This is a genomic window from Terrabacter ginsenosidimutans, from assembly GCF_039539425.1.
In the GTDB taxonomy this organism is placed as follows: Bacteria; Actinomycetota; Actinomycetes; order Actinomycetales; family Dermatophilaceae; genus Terrabacter; species Terrabacter ginsenosidimutans.
The window spans coordinates 806839-823996 of the sequence record NZ_BAABDC010000001.1; the positions used below are offsets into that span (position 1 = coordinate 806839).

The following is a 17158-nucleotide window of genomic DNA, read 5'->3' on the forward strand; positions in this document are numbered from 1 at the left end:
CAGGTGACGCGGATGGTGCCGGTGGCCCGGCGGCGGGGGCGTGTGCCCGCCGCCGGGCCACCGGGGGACGGTTCAGCGCAGCGAGGCGATGACCGCGTTGGCGTCGCGCTGCAGGGCGGCCGAGGCCGCCGCGTCGCGGACGTTGGAGGTGGACTTCGCAGCGTCGACGAAGCTCTGCAGCTGCGAGATCGCGGCCGCGGTGCGACCACCGGCGACGTGCTTCTCCGCCTGCTGCAGGCGCTTCTCGAGCTCCTTCTCACCCGCCGGGGTGACGAGTCCCTCGCGGGACAGTCGCTCCGTCAGGGCCGTCAGCGACAGGATCGAGGTCGTCGTGGTGAACGTCCTCGTCGACGTGGTGACGAGACCAGCCTTGTCGGTCGCCTTGACGACGAGCGTGTGGCTGCCGAGCGAGAGCGTCCAGAGGGCCAGCGGCTTGTCGGCCGCGACGGCGACGCCGTCGACGGTGGCCGTCACGGAGTCGATGCCGCTCGTGGCGTCCGTCGCCGTCCACGTGACGTCGCCCGCGTCGCTGACGGACGCTCCCTCAGCCGCACCGGAGACCGCGACGGTCGGGGCCGTCTTGTCGAGCTTGACCGTCACCGACCCGACCTGCGAGACGTTGCCGCCGTTGTCGGTGGCGCGGTAGAGCACGGTGGTCGTGCCGTCGGTCGAGATCGTCAGCGCCGTGTTGGCGTTGACCCACGTGGTGCCGCCGTCCGTGGAGCGCTGGCGCGAGGCGACGGTGCCGTTGTCGGTCGCGTTGACCGTCACGGTGACGTTGCTCGTGTACCAGCCGTTCGCGCCGTTCGGGGTCGGCGGGCTCAGCGTCGCCGACACGGTCGGGGGCGTGACGTCGGCGACGCCGTTGCCCACGAAGGTGAGGGAGTCGAGGACGACCCCGCCCGACGACGTCACGTAGAGACGCCCGGTGCCGGTGGGCTTCGACGACAGGTTCGCTGCCGTGTCGGTCCAGCCGGAGCCGTTCACCGCGATGGTGCCGAAGGGAGCCGCGGTCGGCGAGTCCCAACGGAGCGACAGCGTGCCGGTGCCCGTGGTGCGGGCGCTCACGCCGGTGACACCGACGAGGTTCGCCGGGTCCCAGGCCAGCCAGTCACCGGCGTCGAACGAGGTGACCTTGCGCAGGCCACTCGCCGTGTCGTCGCCCGTGATCTCCACACCCTGCGAGGCGTCGGCCCACTCGGCCTCCTGCTTCTTCGGGTTGAGGACGAGCTGCTCGGTGGTGGTCGCACCGGGCAGGCCGTTGGCACCGTTGTCGGTGTAGGTGATGACGACGACGCCGAAGATGTTCTCGGTCTCGCCGTGCTGCGTGGCGTCGGCCGGGGTCGGGATGGCGAACTGGCAGCCCGTGCCCTGGCTCAGCGGGTGGGCGTGCGCGTCGTGGCCCAGACCGAAGGTCCAGCTCACGCGGGAGCACACCGTGGCGGTGCCGTCCTCGGGGTCGGAGGTCGTGACGTTGAACGGCACGGCCTGGCCCCAGTCGAAGAAGGCGCCGTTGGGCGGGGTGGCGATGGTGACCGTCGGGGCGACGTTGCCGACGCTGATCGAGGTGCTCGTCAGGCCGCGGCGGCCCTCCGGGTCGGTGACGCGCAGCCGCGCCGTGTACTTGCCGAGCTCGCTGTAGGTGTAGCTCGCCGTGACACCGGTCGCGTCGAACGTGCCGTTGCCGTCGAAGTCCCACTCGTACGTCAGGGTCTTGCCCTCGGGGTCGACCGAGTCCGACGCGTCGAAGTCGACCTTGAGCGGCGCGCTGCTGCTGCTGATCGGCGTGGCGGAGATCTTCGCCTGCGGCGCCTTGTTACCGGGCGAGTAGTCGATGCGGTAGAGGCCCGCGTCGGGGTTGGCCCGGAAGAAGCCGTCGCCGTAGTCGAGGACGTAGAGCGAGCCGTCCGGACCGAACTCGATGTCGATCGGGCTGTCCGTGATCGGCTGCCCGTTCGTCTCCAGCGCCGCGTTCGGCAGGAAGTTCTGGATGTGGTCGACCGGACCGTTGGGCCACTGCACGTCGAACACGGCCAGGTAGTCCTGCGAGAACTCGGCGAAGAACGCCTTCTTGTCCCAGTACGCCGGGAACTTCGTCGTCGACGGGTTGGCACCGTCGTAGTGGTAGACGGGGCCACCCATCGGTCCCTGGCCACCGGCCGGCGAGAAGTCGGTCAGCTCGGGCCACGGCTGGTGGGTGTTGTTGTCGCCGTAGTAGAGCGTCGGCGCGGTGGCCGGCGGCACCTGGGCGAGGCCGGTGTTCCACGTCGAGTTGTTCTTGGCACCGGCACCGCAGTCGAACCACGGTCCGGGGGTGGCCGTCGCGAAGTCCCACTCGTTGTAGTTGGCGTTCGGGCCGTGGCAGTAGGGCCACCCGCCGTTGATCGGCTTCGTGATCGCCGTGGTCTGCCACTCGACGTAGCCCATCGGCCCGCGCTGCGGGTCGGGGGCGCCGGCGTCGGGGCCGTAGTCACCCCACGAGACCGAGTTCGTGACCGGGTCGACGTCGATGCGGAACGGGTTGCGCACGCCCATGACGAAGATCTCGGGACGGGTCTTGGCGGTGCCGGGCGCGAAGAGGTTGCCCGCGGGGATCGTGTAGGACCCGTCGGCCTCCGGGTGGATGCGCAGGATCTTGCCGCGCAGGTCGTTCGTGTTGCCGGCGCCGCGGCGCGAGTCGAAGCCCGGATTGAAGCCGGGGGCGTTGTTGTTCGGCGCGAAGCCGTTGGCGCCCGGCGCACTTGCCGGCGTGTTGTCACCGGTCGAGAGGTAGAGGTTTCCCTTGTCGTCGAAGTCGACGTCGCCCGCGACGTGGCAGCACTGGCCACGCTGGGTCTCGACCTTGATGACGACCTGCTCGGTCGAGAGGTCGAGCTTGTCGGTCGCGTCGTCCCACTTGAAGCGGCTGAGCTGGTTGTAGCCCTTCCACTGGTCCCAGTAGGAGGCGTCGGCGCCGGCAGGCAGGCTGTTGGGCGCCGACCCCGTGGGGGTCGAGGTCACGTAGGGCGCCGTCATCGTCTTGGGCGCATAGTAGAGGTAGACCCACTTGTTCGACTGGAAGTCGGGGTCGAGGGTGACGGTCTGGAGACCGTCCTCGGAGTTGTTGTAGACGGGCAGCGTGTTGATGACCTTCGTGACGCCGGAGTCGGGGTCGACGAGGCGCACGTCGCCGTTGCGGGCGGTGGTCAGCACCCGGCGGTCGGGCAGCACCGCCATGTCGATCGGCTCACCGGTGTCCTTGGTGAGCGTGATCTTCTCGTAGTTGGACCAGTCGAGCGCCGGCTCGGTGCCGTGGTCGACGCCGTCGTGGGCGGAGGCTGGGAGGGTGGCCACGGCGCCGAGCGCCGTGCAGGCGAGGACGGCTGCCGCAGTTGTGGCAACCAGCCTCCTCGCCCTGGAACGGGAAGTAGCATTCATCGGTACGTCCTTCTTGACAGAGACGGGCGAAGCCGGTCCCCGGGGAGTGCGCCGCTGCAACGGCATCTGCACTCCCCGGGGCCCGGTGTTTCCGGGTGTGCCGTCCGCCGGTGGGCGGAGGCCGACGTGCGTTCCGGGGTGGCCGGTCAGCCGCGCAGGGCGGCCATCCCGTCGTAGCTGACCTTCGAGAGCTCCATCGACTGGTTCGGAGCTGCGGTCCCGCCGGGAGCGGTGTCCATCTCCCACATCGGGTTGTGCGAGCCCTTGGCACCGACCCGGCGCAGGAACGTCGAGTAGTCGATGTCGCCCTGGCCGAAGGGGGCCATGACGTAGCCGTTGGCCTGGGTCGTGTCGACCTTGCCGTCCTTGGCGTGGAACAGCGGGAAGCGCGACGTCTGGGCGGCGACCACCGCGGCCGGGTCGAAGATCGAGGTGACGACCGACCCGTCCGGAGCCGTGTACGACTTGTGCTTGTACTGCGCGACGTGGGCCCAGAAGATGTCCATCTCGAGGTGGACGTACTTCGGGTCAGTGTTGGCGAGGAAGTGCTCGAGACGACGGATGCCGGACGACCGGGTGGGTCGACCGGCGGCATCGAGCGGCCCGCTGTCCAGCAGGAAGCTGTAGGCGATGTCGTGGTTGTGCGTGTACAGCTTGAGACCGTGAGCGGCAGCGCGCTCGCCGTAGAAGTTCCAGCGCGCAGCCGCCGCCTCCCAGTCGGCGACGTAGGCGCTGCTCGTGGGGTCGCTGCCCGTGCCGATGTGGCCCATGCCGAGGATGTTGGCGATCTCGCAGGCCGCGTCGAACGCCGCGATGTTGGCGTCCGTGATGGTCGCCGGGACGGAGCCGTGGTTGCCCTCGGCCTCGAGGCCGAGGTCGTCGAGCCACGTGCGCAGCTGCTGGGCGCCCGCGACGGTGTTGAGGTCGGCGCCGCCCTCGGCGTTGGCGTGCTGGCGGAAGCCGGCGAACTCGATCTGGCGGTAGCCGATCGAGGACAGCTCGGTGAGCACCTCCTTGAAGCCGGAGGCGTACGGCGAGGTCAGCGGGTCGCGGCTGACGGCGTCACGGACGGTGTAGAGGATGATGCCGCGGCGCGGCGCCGGGATGAGGACACCGTTGGCGCCCGAGCCGCCCGTGGCAGCCTGCGCGGCAGCCGTACCGGTGAGGGTCACGGCGGCGGCGACGCCCGTCGTGGCCGCGAAGAACTGGCGGCGGTTGAGTCCGAGCTTGGTGACGAGCTTGAGCGGGTTGACGTCGTTGTCGTGCATGTGAGCTTGCTCCTTCGGAGGGTGACAGAGACTTGACGTGCGGGTGAGCCGATCTCCTTGTCTGGCAGTCGTGCTGGGATGGAGCTGGTGAGGCCGGAGTGGTCCGCAGCGGTCAGGACATGGCCGGTGACGTCGCGTGGGCCCCGTCGATCGGGGTCCAGGACCCCTCCCGTTCCACGCTGGTCTCGACCGCCGACAGGATCCGCTGCACCTGGAGCCCGTCGGAGAAGGAAGGACGAGGGTCGGCGCCCTCGGCGATGGCGGTCAGCAGGTCGACCGCCTGGTGGGTGAAGCCGTGCTCGTAGCCGAGCACGTGACCGGGCGGCCACCAGGCCGCCACGTAGGGGTGGGTGGACTCGGTGACGAGCACCCGGGTGAAGCCTGCGTCGCGGCTCGGGACGCGGCCGTCGAAGACGTGCAGGACGTTCATGTCCTCGAAGTCGAAGGCGATCGAGCCCTCGGTCCCGTTGACCTCCAAGCGGATCGCGTTCTTGCGCCCGTTGGCGAAGCGGGTCGCCTCGAAGGTGGCGAGGGCGCCCCCGCTCATGCGGGAGACGAGGACCGCGGCGTCGTCGACGGTCACCGGACCGGTCGTGGCCGAGCCGTTCTGCGCCGCCGTGGCGCTGATGCCGCCGACACCCACGGTCGTCGGGTCGGCCACGGGGCGCTCGCGCACGAACGTCTCCGTCAGCGCCGATACACCGGTCAGCTGCTCACCCGTCACGAACTGGGCGAGGTCGACGATGTGGGCCCCGATGTCGCCGAGGGCCCCCGAGCCGGCCCGCTCCTTCTGGAGCCGCCAGGTCAGCGGCGACTCGGGGTCGACGAGCCAGTCCTGCAGGTAGGCCCCGCGCACGTGGAGGATGCGGCCCAGCCGTCCCTCCGCGACGAGGCGACGCGCATACGCGATGGCCGGGACCCGGCGGTAGGTGAAGCCCACCATCGAGCGGACCCCCCGGATCCGGGCCGCCTCGGCCGCCACGACCATCGCCTCGGCCTCCCCGACCGAGTTGGCGAGGGGCTTCTCGCAGAGGACGTGCTTGCCGGCCTCGAGCGCGGCGACCGCGATCTCGGCGTGGGTGTCGCCCGGCGTGCAGATGTCGATGATGTCGATGTCGTCCCGCTCGAGCAGGCGCCGCCAGTCGGTCTCGACGCCCGCCCACCCGAACCGGTCGGCGGTGTCGCGTGCCGCGGCCTCGTTGCGCCCGGCGACCGCGACGAGGCTCGGCGCGGCCGGCACGTCGAAGTAGCTGCGCGCGTTGCGCCAGGCCTGGGAGTGGGCGCGCCCCATGAAGGCGTAGCCGATCATCCCGACCCCGAGGGTGGGCTTGCTGGGTGTGGTCATGACGTCCTCACATCCGACGTGGGGGTGTGCTGCCTGGCGTTCGGGTCGAGCTGGCCGTGCTGGTCGGGCGCCCGCGCCGCAGCGCCTCGTGGCAGGGCGTGCCACAGCGCGGGCACCGACCGGTCAGGACTCGAAGCCCAGGGGCAGGTACTGGTCGACGTTCTCCTTGGTCACGACCGGCGCGTTGAGGACGATGCGCCGCGGGACCTCGACCTGGACGAGGTCGCTGATGCCCTTGCCCTGCGCGATGAGACGCGCGACCTTGATGCCGTCGGCCGCCTGGGTGGGCGGGTAGAGGACGGTCGCCTCCATCTTGCCCTCCTTGATCCAGCGCATCGCGTTGGCCGAACCGGCGCCACCGATGAAGGCCATCTCGTGGCGGTTGGCCTGGTCGAGGGCTGCCATGACGCCGACACCCTGGTCGTCGTCGTGGTTCCAGAGGATGTCGATCTTCGGGGCGGCCTGGAGCAGGTTGGAGGCCTGCTTCTCGCCGGACTCGACGGTGAACTCGGCCGCGACGCGGTTGTCGACGGTCTGGCTGCACGCCTTGAGCGCGTCGGCGAAGCCCTTGCTGCGGTCCTGCGTCAGCGGGAGGGCGTCGATGCCGGCGATCTCGGTGATGACCGGGTTGCTGAGGTTCTTGTCCTTGACGAGCTTGCAGGCGTAGGTGCCGGCCGAGACACCCATGCCGTAGTTGTCGCCGAGCACGGTGGTTCGCGCGGCGAAGGGGCTCGAGAACTCGCGGTCGACGTTGATGACCGGGATACCGGCCTGCATGGCCTTGGTCGCGACCTCGGTGAGGGCGGCGCCGTCGGTCGGGAGCAGGACGATGGCGTCGACCTTGTCGTTGATGAACGTCTCGATCTGGCTGATCTGCAGGCTGGCGTCGTTGGTGCCCTCGGCCGCCTTGAGCTCGACGTCGGAGTACTTCTTGGCCTCGGCGAGCGCCGAGTTGTTGATGGCGGCGAGCCAGCCGTGGTCGGCGGCCGGACCCGAGAAGCCGATGACGACCTTCTTGCCCGGTGCGTCGTTGTCGCTCGCGGCGTTGCCCGCTGCCGACTGGGTCGACGCCGCCGGAGTCGTGACCGGGTCGTTGCTCGTGCAGCCGGCGGCGACGAGGGCGGCGCTCATGGTGATCGCCAGGACGGCGACGCGCTTGGTCGAACGGAAGAGTGATGCGGACACGCTGACTCCTATGTGAGCGGTGAGGTTGCTGCTGTGAGGGTTGGTGCTGTGTGAGTGGTGGTGCTGTGCCGTGCCGGAGCTGTCGTCGACCGACCCCGCGGCTAGGTCGACCTCGTGCGGGAGACCCGCTGCTGGAGCAGGACGGCGGCGACGATGATCGCCCCCTTGGCCACCGCCTGCGTCGACGTGTCGAGGTTGTTGAGGGTGAAGACGTTGGTGAGCGTCGTGAAGATGAGGACGCCGAGGACGGTGCCGACGATCGTGCCGCGGCCACCGCTGAGGAGCGTGCCGCCGATGACGACGGCGGCGATGGCATCCAGCTCGTAGAGGGTGCCGTGGGTCGAGGTACCGGTCGTCGTGCGGGCCATGATCATGACGGCCGCGATGCCGCAGGCGACGCCGAGCAGGATGTAGAGGTACATCGTCTGGCGCTGCACGCGGATGCCGGCGAGGCGGGCCGCCTCGGGGTTGCCGCCGATGGCCAGGGTGCGTCGTCCGAACGTCGTGCGGTTGAGCAGGACCCAGCCGACGACGGCGACGATGGCGAACATGATGACGAGCACCGGGATGCCGAGCACGCTCCCGCCGAAGAAGTCGATGAAGCCACGCTCGCGGATGATCTGGGTGCGGCGCTTGGCGATGATCTCGGCCAGGCCGCGGGCTGCCGCAAGCATGGCCAGCGTCGCGATGAACGGTGCCATCCGTCCGTAGGCGATGAGCACCCCGTTGACGAGTCCGCAGGCGGCTCCGACGACGATCGCGGCGACGACCATGACGATCCAGTGGTAGTTCGCGGCCATCGTCTGGGTCGCGACGGTGGTGGCCCACACGGAGGAGAGGGCAACGATGGCGCCGACCGACAGGTCGATGCCACCGCCGGAGATGACGAAGGTCATGCCGACGCTGACGACGCCGATGACCGAGCCGAGGCGCAGGATCGTCAGGGCGTTCTCGGGACTGGCGAAGCGGTCCCCGGCTGTGATGATCCCGACCACGATGAGGAGCACGAGCGCCAGCACGAGGCCGGCGCTGCGCCCTGCGGGACCGCTGAGGAAGCCGGCGAGGCCCCCGTCGCGGCGGGGCGCGGCCCCACCGACGGGCGGCCCGCTCGCCGTGGTGGCGGCGGCGACCGGCTCCCCTGCCTGGTCGACCTTCGTGACGTCGGCGCTCATGCCGCGTCTCCCTTCAGGATGATGTCGAGGACGGCGTGCTCGTCGAGCTCGTCGGCCGGCCCCTCGTGACGGACGGTGCGGTCGGCGAGGACCAGCACCCGGTTGGACAGCCCCAGCACCTCGGGGATCTCGCTGGAGACGACGACGACGGCGACACCCTCGTCGGTGAGGCGGCGGATCAGGGCGTAGATCTCGGAGCGGGCCCCGACGTCGACGCCGCGGGTGGGCTCGTCGAGGAGCAGGACCTTGCAGCCCCGGAGCAGCCAGCGGGCCAGGACGACCTTCTGCTGGTTGCCACCAGAGAGGGTGCGCGACTCGCGGTGCACGCCACGGGGGCGCACGTCGAGCGACTCGAGCAGCTCCTCGGCGGCCTCGACCTCGGCTGCGCCGTCGAGCAGTCCCCCGCGCGAGAAGCGCGGCAGCGTCGCGAGCGTGATGTTGGAGGCGAGCGAGGCTCCGAGCACGAGGGCCTGGCTCTTGCGCTCCTCGGGGCAGAGCCCGATCCCGGCGGCGACGGCCGCGGCGACGGACCCGCCGCGGACCGTCCTGCCGTCGACACGGATGCTTCCGCTCGTGGCCTTGCGGGCGCCGAAGATCGTCTCGACGATCTCCGAGCGACCCGAGCCGACGAGTCCCGCCAGCCCGACGACCTCGCCGGGGCGCACGTCGAACGACACGGCCGCGAACTCGCCTGCCCGGGTGAGCCCCTGGACACTCAGGACGGGCTCCACGTCGGCGACGACCTCCGGCTTGGGCGGGAAGACGTACTCGATCGAGCGGCCCGTCATGAGCCGGATGAGCTCCTGCGTCGGGGTGGACCTGGCATCGAGGCCGGTGGCCACGGTCTTGCCGTCCTTGAGCACGGTGACCCGGTCGCCGATCTCGCGGATCTCCTCGAGGCGGTGGGAGATGTAGACGACGGCGACTCCCTGGTCGGTGACCTCGCGGATGACGCGGAAGAGCTGCTGCACCTCGCCGGCGTCGAGCACCGCGGACGGCTCGTCCATGATGATGAGCCGGGCGTCGCGGGACAGGGCGCGGGCCATGCTGACGATCTGGCACGAGGCCGCCGAGAGGGTGCCCACCTCGACGGAGGGCGAGATCTCGGGGTGGCCCAGGCGGGCGAGCAGGGCGGCGGCCTCGCGTCGTGCGGCCGACCGCTGCGAGAAGCCGAACCGCGTCGGCTCGTGGCCGAGGAAGATGTTCTCGGCGACCGTGAGCCCCTCGACGAGGTCGAGCTCCTGGTACATCGTCGCCACACCGAGGTCCATGGCGGCCTGCGGGTGGTGCAGGGTGACCGACCGGCCGAGCCACTCGATGGTGCCCTCGTTGGGCTCGTGCACGCCGGCGAGCACCTTGATGAGGGTGCTCTTGCCGGCGCCGTTCTGGCCGAGCAGGCAGTGCACCTCACCGGGGAGGACGTCGAGGTCCACGCCCCCGAGGGCGACGACCCCGGGAAAACGCTTGACCACATTGGTCATTCGCAGCAGTGGTGCGTCGGCTCCATCTCGCCGTCGAGATTCCATGGGTCACACCGTGTCCCACTTTTGTCGGGGCGTCAAGCAAAAGTTTTATCGTGGACATGCCAAAGCCTCGTGCATGACATCTGGAAGTTGCATGTGCTTGACTTGAAGGGTGCGTCCAGAGCCGATGTCGTCCGCGTATGCCGCCAGCGCCGTGAGCGGCGCCGGCGAGCTGCTCCAGCTGCTGCGTGACGAGACCCCACGCACCCGGGCCGAGCTCGCCAAGCTCACCGGTCTGGCGCGTTCGACCGTCGGCGCCCGTGTCGACGCCCTCCTCGCGACCGGGCTGCTCGCCCCCAGTGGCGAGGCGGCCAGCACCGGGGGCCGGCCGCCCGTCCGCTTCGCCTTCAACCCCGAGGCGCGCGTCGTCGTCGGCGCCGACATCGGCGCCACGCACGGCCGCGTCGCCCTCACCGACCTCAGCGGTCGACCCATCTGCGAGATCGGCGAGAGCCTCGACATCACCGACGGGCCCGAGGTCGTCCTCGACTGGCTCGTCGCCACGACGCGGCGCCTGCTCGAGCAGGCGGGACGCCAGCCGCGCGAGCTCATCGGCATCGGCATCGGGGTGCCCGGGCCCGTCGAGCACTCGAGCGGGCGCCCGATGCGGCCGCCGATCATGCCCGGTTGGGACGGCTACGACGTGCCCGGGCACCTGCACCGCGACTTCGACGTGCCGGTCCTCGTCGACAACGACGTCAACATCATGGCCCTCGGCGAGCACGCCATGGCCCACCCCGACGTCGAGCACCTCCTCTTCGTCAAGGTCGCAACCGGCATCGGCGCCGGCATCATCAGCGGCGGCCGTCTGCACCGCGGAGCCGTCGGCGCCGCCGGCGACCTCGGTCACGTCGCCGCACCCCACGCCCCCGAGGTGCTCTGCTCGTGCGGCAACGTCGGCTGCCTCGAGGCCGTCGCCAGCGGACCCGCGATCTCCAAGTCGCTCAAGGAGATCGGCATCGTCGCCGAGTCCAACTCCGACATCGTCGACCTCGTCCGCGGCGGCAACATCCCCGCCGCCCTCGCTGTCCGCCAGGCCGGGCGCACCATCGGCGAGGTGCTCGCCACGTGCGTCAGCCTGCTCAACCCGTCCGTCATCGTCATCGGCGGTTCGCTCGTCCAGGCAGGTGAGAGCCTCATCGCCGGCGTGCGGGAAGTCGTCTACGGCCGGTCGCTGCCACTCGCCACCGGAGTGCTGCAGATCGTGCCCGCCACGACCGGAGTGCAGGCCGGCGTCATCGGCGCCGCGACCATGGTCATCCAGCACGCGCTGACGGCCGACCGCGTCGACCTCGCGATCGCGCAGCAGTCCGCATCCTGACGGCCCTGACGGTCCTGACGGTCCTGACGCTCCCGGGCTGGGCATCCACGCGGGCGACGGCCCGACCCACCACAATGGGTCCATGACCGATCACCGGCCCGTCGAGACCTGGCTCACCGACATGGACGGCGTCCTCGTGCACGAGGAGGACGCGATTCCCGGCGCCGCCGAGTTCATCACGGCACTAGAGCAGTCCGGCCGGCCCTTCCTCGTCCTGACGAACAACTCGATCTTCACGCCGCGCGACCTCCGGGCGCGCCTGCTCATGAGCGGGATCGACGTCCCGGAGCGGGCGATCTGGACCTCGGCGCTGGCCACGGCGCAGTTCCTGGCCGAGCAGCGTCCGGGCGGCTCGGCCTACGTCGTCGGCGAGGCCGGGCTCACGACGGCGATGCACGACGTCGGCTACGTCATGACCGACCGCGACCCCGACTACGTCGTCCTCGGCGAGACGCGCACCTACTCCTTCGAGGCCATCACCCGCGCGATCCGCTTGATCGAGAAGGGCGCCCGCTTCATCGCGACGAATCCCGACCCGAGCGGCCCCAGCCCCGCCGGGACGCTGCCGGCGACGGGGTCGGTCGCCGCCCTGATCTCGACGGCGACCGGGCGGCAGCCCTACTACATCGGCAAGCCCAACCCGCTCATGATGCGCAGCGCCCTCAACCGCCTCGACGCCCACTCCGAGACGACGATCATGGTCGGCGACCGCATGGACACCGACATCATCAGCGGTCTCGAGGCCGGCCTGCGCACCGTCCTCGTCCTCACCGGGTCGACGAGCCGCGCGCAGGTCGAGCACTTCCCCTACCGGCCGAGCCGCATCGTCGACTCGGTCGCCGACCTCGTGCAGTTCGTCACCGACCAGGACGGGCAGCAGCACTGAGCCGCAAGGGCTTTCACACCCGAGACGACGTATGCCGTCACCCCCCTCGCGACGGGAGTGACGGCATACGTCGTGGTGGCGCCCGTCAGGGCAGGTAGTACGTCGGGTTCGGCAGCTTGACCGCGCGGTCGGCGTGGCCGCCGATGAGGTCGCTGTACTGGTCGCCGAGGTTGGCGACGACGTCGTAGCCGAGGTCCTTCTCGACGTGCGCTCGGGTCGCCGACTTGTACTCGATCGTCGTGCACGTGGGGTAGGCCTTGCACTGACCCTGCATCCAGACCGGCGGCGTCTCGCTCGAGCGCCACTTGGTGAAGTAGAGGTCGTCGGTGAACTGCGGGTAGCCCTGCTCGTGCAGGTTGGCGAGCGTCGCCGCGCGCTGGCCGCTGTTGCGGCCCGTGAGACCGATGACCGCGCAGCCGGAGTCGGCGACGGCCTTGACGAGAGAAGGCATCCCGGGCGTAGCCGGGAAGAGCTTGTTCTGGACCCAGTAGTCCTGGCGGGCCGGGTTGAAGACGAACTTCATGTCGGCGACCTCCATGTCGTAGGTCCACAGCGTCGTGTCGTCGGCGTCGAACACGACGGCCGGCTTCGAGCCCGCGCGGACGCCCTGCCGGCACTCGCTGACGAGTCGCTGGGTGTTGCGCTGCTCGAGCGCGGCGAGCTCGGTGATGTAGGGCGAGCTCGTCTTGTCGGCGATGCCGGTGCCGGGGTCGCCGTAGTAGGTGGCGATCGTCTTCTTGACCGAGTCGATGTTGGGGATGCCCTCACCGCTCTCGGTCAGACCGCTCGTGCCGTCGGGCTTCATCACGAAGTGGGTGCGCGGCGTCATCGACGGCTGCTCGACACCCGGGAGGTTGGGCGACGGGAGGTAGTAGGTCGGGTTCGGCAGCTTGACGTTGCGGTCGGCGTAGCCACCCTGCAGGTCGGACCACTGGTCGCCGATGTTGAGGACGATGTCGTAGCCGAGGTCCTGCTCGATGTGCTTGCGGGTGCCGGCCTTGTACTCCACCGTCGTGCACTTGGCGGTGACGCAGGTGATGTAGGAGGGAGGCGTCGAGCCGGCCCACTTGGTGAAGTAGTGGTCGGGCGTGAAGGCGTTGTAGCCGACGTCCTTGAGGTTGCCGATCGTCGCGTCCTTCTGGGACGCGCCGCGACCGGTCAGGCCGAAGATCGTGAAGCCCATGGCGTCGGCCTCGTTGACGAGGTCGACCATGGTCGGCGTCGCCGGGAAGAGCTTGTTCTGGACCCAGTAGTCCTGGCGCACGGGGTTGAAGACGAACTTCATGTCCGCCACCTCCATGTCGTAGGTCCACAGCGTCGTGTCGTCGGCGTCGAAGACGATGGCCGGCTTCGTGCCGGCCCGCTCGGCTGCGGCATACGTGCGCTTCAGCGAGGCCCGGAGGCCGTCGGTGATCGAGCGCATCTCGGAGATGTAGGGCGAGCTCGTCCGGTTGGCCAGGCCCGTGCCGGGGTCGCCGTAGTAGCTGTAGATCGTCTTCTTGACCGAGTCGATGTTGGGGATGCCGGCACCGTCGGCGCGGGCGCCGCTCGAGCCGTCTGCCGCCATGACGAACTGGGTGCGCGGGGCCAGGGTCTGGTCGTGACGACCGCCGGCGTCGCCGTGAGCGAGGGCCGGGGACGCGCTGGCGACGACCAGCGAGCCGATGATCGAACCGACGGTCGTGACGGCGAGTCCGACGCTTCGGGGGGTGGGACGCCTCATGGGTTTCACCTCGGGGGCTGCGGAGGAGTGCGGGGGTGGGCGGCACGACGCTAGTCCCGCTCCCACCCCCGCGGGCGCCTTCGCACCCGACGCATCTCCATTCCCAGACAACTGGCATGCAGTTGCCAGACTCCTCCCAGCCTCGATCCGGCTCAGGCGAGGTGATGGGTCTCCGCGAGGGCGTAGACCGGGGTCGCGATGCCCTCGAGACGCGCCTTGAGCTGCAGCGCGAGGTAGCGCGAGTAGTGCCTCGACTGGTGCAGGTTGCCGCCGTGGAACCACAGGTTGTCCTGGCGGGTGGGCTTCCACATGTTGCGCAGCTCGCCCTCCCACGGTCCCGGGTCCTTCGTCGTGTCCGAGCCCAGGCCCCAGCACTTCCCCACGGTGTCGGCGACGTCCTGGCTGATGAGCCGGGCGGCCCAGCCGTTCATCGAGCCGTAGCCGGTGGCGTAGACGACGGCGTCGGCCTCGAGCTCCGTGCCGTCGGTGAGGACCACGGCGTGCTCGGTGAGGTGGTCGACCTGGCCGCGCACGAGCCGGATCGCGCCCTTGGCGATCAGCTCGGAGGCGCCGATGTCGATGTAGTAGCCCGAGCCGCGCCGGAGGTACTTGAGGAAGAGGCCCGAGTCGTCGTCGCCGAAGTCGAGGTCGAAGCCGGCCGACTCGAGCGCGGCGTAGAAGTCGGCGTCCTGCTCGCGGATCGCGTCGAAGGCCGGCCGCTGGAAGTCGGCGAGGATCTTGTAGGGGATGGACGCGAAGACGAGGTCGGCCGTGTCGTGGTCGATCCCGTTGGCGACGGCCTCCTCCGAGTAGAGCGGGCCGAGCACCTTGTCCATGAGCGACTCGGAGCGGACGATGTGGGTGCTCGACCGCTGGAGCATGATCGGCTCGGCGCCGTTCTGCCACAGGTCGGCACAGATGTCGTGGGCCGAGTTGTTCGAGCCGACGACGACGACCTTCTTGCCGGCGTAGCGCGCTCCGCCGGGGTGCTTGCTGCTGTGGTGCTGGTCGCCGGAGAAGACGTCCTGACCCGGCAGCGTCGGCACGTTGGGGATGCCGCTCATGCCGGTCGCGAGGACGAGCTGCGCCGGATGGAGCACGACCTCGCGGCCCTCGCGGCTCACGTGGACCGTCCACGCGCCGGTGGCCTCGTCGAAGCTCGCCGACGTCGCCTCGCTGCTGGTCCAGTAGTCGAGCTCCATGACGCTGACGTAGCTCTCGAGCCAGTCGCCCATCTTGTCCTTGGGCGTGAAGACGGGCCAGTGGTCGGGGAACGGCAGGTAGGGCATGTGGTCGTACCAGACCGGGTCGTGCAGGCACAGCGAGTGGTAGCGGCTGCGCCACTGGTCGCCGGGCCGCGGGTACCTGTCGATGACGAGCGTGGGCACGCCGAGTCGCTTCAGGCGGGCCGCGAGCCCGATGCCGCCCTGGCCGCCGCCGACGACGAGGACGTAGGGCTCCGCGTCGACGCCGTAGGACTCGACCTGCTGCTGCCGCTTGTCGAGCCAGTTCTCGGTCGAGACGTTGACGCCGTGCTCGGCACCGCGCGGGCGCCGGACGCCCGATGGTTCAGGGTGGTCCCTGAGCGCCTGCGCGCTCGTCAGCAGGGTCCACGCCCTGCCGTCGCGGACGCGGACGAGGCCCTTGCCGGTGAAGGTCGCGTTGCCGAAGGTGAACCACGCCTCGTGGACGCCGTCGGCCTCGGACTCGCTCGTCGTCTCGAGGTCGGTGGGCCACGCGCCCGGCTCGACTCCCGAGAGCATGGCGCCGATCTGCTCGCGGCCCTCGGCCGTGTGCAGGTTCCACGTCATGCTCGTCAGGTCACGCCAGTAGCACTCGTCGCCGAAGAGGCCGGTCACCCGGTCCACCTCGCCGGAGGCCAGCGCCTCGGAGAACCGTCCGAGCCACTCGCTCGCCGTCAGCTGCTCACCCATCGCCAACTCCTTTGTCCACGTGGTGGGGTCGTGGCTGACGCTAGGAGCGGACGCGGTCGCCCGACAGGGTTGCAGAACGTTGCAGTCTCCCGGGCGGACCGCTGACGCGACCCATGGGCGTATGCCGGGTGCTCAGGTCGCGTCGGGCCGCACCGTCGCGCGCGCGGTGAGGCGGTAGGGCCGGCTCTCGATGAGGCCGCCGAGACGCTTCCGCAGGCGTGACATCTCGGCACGGATCGTCACGGGCGTCGTCGCGCCGTGCAGCAGCGCCATGAGGGCAGCCGTGTCGAGGCCGGCCGGGTGCCGCGCCAGCAGGGCGACGATCTCGGCATGCCGCTCGCTGAGGGCGATCTCGACGACGGCGCCTCCCGTCGTGACGAGGACGTGGGGGCCGGGGTGCCGCACCACCTCCACGGTGGCCTCGGCGCTGACCTCCTCGTGGAGCACCCAGCCGCCGTTGATCTGCTCGGCCCGGACCTGCCCGATCTCGGGGACCCAGAGCGACCCCTCGCGCAGGGTGCTCGGCACCCAGACCCGCTCGCCGACGCCGTAGCCCTCCGCCCGGGCCACCCACCCGTGACGGTCGACGACGACGAAACGCCCGGTGCCGGCATACGACTCGCTCGTCCGGGCGACCCTGCGCAGGTCGCGGTCGTGCTGCCCAGCGAGGGTGTCGACGGCCTCGCGCACGGCCATGGTCACGAGCATGAGCGTGTGCGGGTGGGCGGTGCGGAAGGCGCCGCTCAGCGTGACGACCCCCAAGGGCACCCGTGCTCGGCGGTCGAGGATCGGGGCGCTCGTGCACACCCACGCGTGCTGGTCCTCGCGGGCGTGCTCGGGACCGAAGATCTGGACCGGGCGGCGCTCCTCCATCGCGGTGCCCAGCGCATTGGTGCCGACGTCACCCTCGCGCCAGCGGGCACCCTCGACGAAGCCGAGGCCGTCGCTGCGCCGGCGGATCGGTGAGGGGCCGAACATCCACAGCGGATAGCCCTCGTCGTCGCTGATGACGAGCTCGTTGCCGGCCTCGTGCGCGAGCGGGAGCAGCCTGTCCTTGAGGACGGGGACGACGGACGCGAGCAGCCGCGAGCGCTCGCGCCGGGCGAGCAGGGCCTGGTCGGAGATCGGCGTCGAGATCTTGTCGCCCTCGGGCGTCTGTCGCAGCCACGACCGGGCGACGACGCCGCGGGCACCCGCGGGCACCTCGTGCGTGTGCGCCCAGGTGCGGTGCAGGCGCAGCAGGTCCCGGGCCTTGGCTGCGGGGTCCTCGAAGGCCGTGAGGGCCGCCTCGAAACCGGGGACTGTGGACATGCGCACCTTTGCGACGGGTGGCCCCGGCGCGAGGTCGTGCGCGTGGGGTCACGGCTTCCCGTGATGGTGACAC

General features: G+C 70.3%; 11 protein-coding genes. 2 read left to right on the forward strand and 9 right to left on the reverse strand.

The genetic code is table 11. The annotated features are described in order from the left end of the window. Positions 1–72 precede the first annotated feature (72 nt). The 6 genes from ABD831_RS03875 to ABD831_RS03900 form a co-directional block, all read right to left on the reverse strand. Positions 73–3417, reverse strand: coding sequence for a PQQ-dependent sugar dehydrogenase (locus ABD831_RS03875; protein WP_344941767.1), 3345 nt, complete (start codon positions 3415–3417; stop codon positions 73–75). 146 nt (positions 3418–3563) lie between these two features. Next, positions 3564–4685 carry a sugar phosphate isomerase/epimerase family protein gene (locus tag ABD831_RS03880; RefSeq protein ID WP_344941770.1) on the reverse strand — a complete coding sequence of 374 codons (1122 nt, stop codon included), beginning with the start codon at positions 4683–4685 and terminating at the stop codon, positions 3564–3566. A gap of 112 nt (positions 4686–4797) precedes the next feature. Further along, positions 4798–6030, reverse strand: a complete 1233-nt coding sequence (locus ABD831_RS03885) for a Gfo/Idh/MocA family protein (protein ID WP_344941774.1) — start codon at positions 6028–6030, stop codon at positions 4798–4800. Between the two features lie 123 nt (positions 6031–6153). After that, complete coding sequence (locus ABD831_RS03890) at positions 6154–7215, reverse strand: substrate-binding domain-containing protein (RefSeq protein ID WP_425582774.1); 1062 nt, start codon at positions 7213–7215, stop codon at positions 6154–6156. Positions 7216–7316: 101 nt separating this feature from the next. Beyond that, the gene (locus ABD831_RS03895; RefSeq protein ID WP_344941778.1) at positions 7317–8387 is read right to left on the reverse strand and encodes an ABC transporter permease; all 1071 of its coding nucleotides are present in this window, start codon (positions 8385–8387) and stop codon (positions 7317–7319) included. Beyond that, on the reverse strand, positions 8384–9868 hold the full coding sequence (locus ABD831_RS03900) for a sugar ABC transporter ATP-binding protein (protein WP_344941780.1): 1485 nt from the start codon (positions 9866–9868) through the stop codon (positions 8384–8386). The genes ABD831_RS03895 and ABD831_RS03900 overlap by 4 nt, the downstream gene beginning before the upstream one ends. 169 nt (positions 9869–10037) lie before the next feature. Between ABD831_RS03900 and ABD831_RS03905 the strand changes: the two genes are divergently transcribed. Beyond that, positions 10038–11231, forward strand: coding sequence for an ROK family transcriptional regulator (locus ABD831_RS03905; protein ID WP_425582790.1), 1194 nt, complete (start codon positions 10038–10040; stop codon positions 11229–11231). Positions 11232–11313: 82 nt separating this feature from the next. Next, positions 11314–12117, forward strand: a complete 804-nt coding sequence (locus ABD831_RS03910; RefSeq protein WP_344941786.1) for an HAD-IIA family hydrolase — start codon at positions 11314–11316, stop codon at positions 12115–12117. An 85-nt stretch (positions 12118–12202) separates the two neighbouring features. Here ABD831_RS03910 and ABD831_RS03915 read toward each other — a convergent pair whose 3' ends face one another. The 3 genes from ABD831_RS03915 to ABD831_RS03925 form a co-directional block, all read right to left on the reverse strand. Further along, positions 12203–13840 (reverse strand): HAD family acid phosphatase, encoded by a 1638-nt coding sequence (locus tag ABD831_RS03915; RefSeq protein WP_142175918.1) that lies wholly within the window; start codon positions 13838–13840, stop codon positions 12203–12205. Positions 13841–13992: 152 nt separating this feature from the next. Next, positions 13993–15774 (reverse strand): NAD(P)/FAD-dependent oxidoreductase, encoded by a 1782-nt coding sequence (locus ABD831_RS03920; RefSeq protein WP_344941789.1) that lies wholly within the window; start codon positions 15772–15774, stop codon positions 13993–13995. 132 nt (positions 15775–15906) lie between these two features. After that, positions 15907–17085: a helix-turn-helix domain-containing protein gene (locus ABD831_RS03925; protein WP_344941792.1), complete on the reverse strand. Its 1179-nt coding sequence runs from the start codon at positions 17083–17085 to the stop codon at positions 15907–15909. Between the last annotated feature and the right edge of the window lie 73 nt (positions 17086–17158).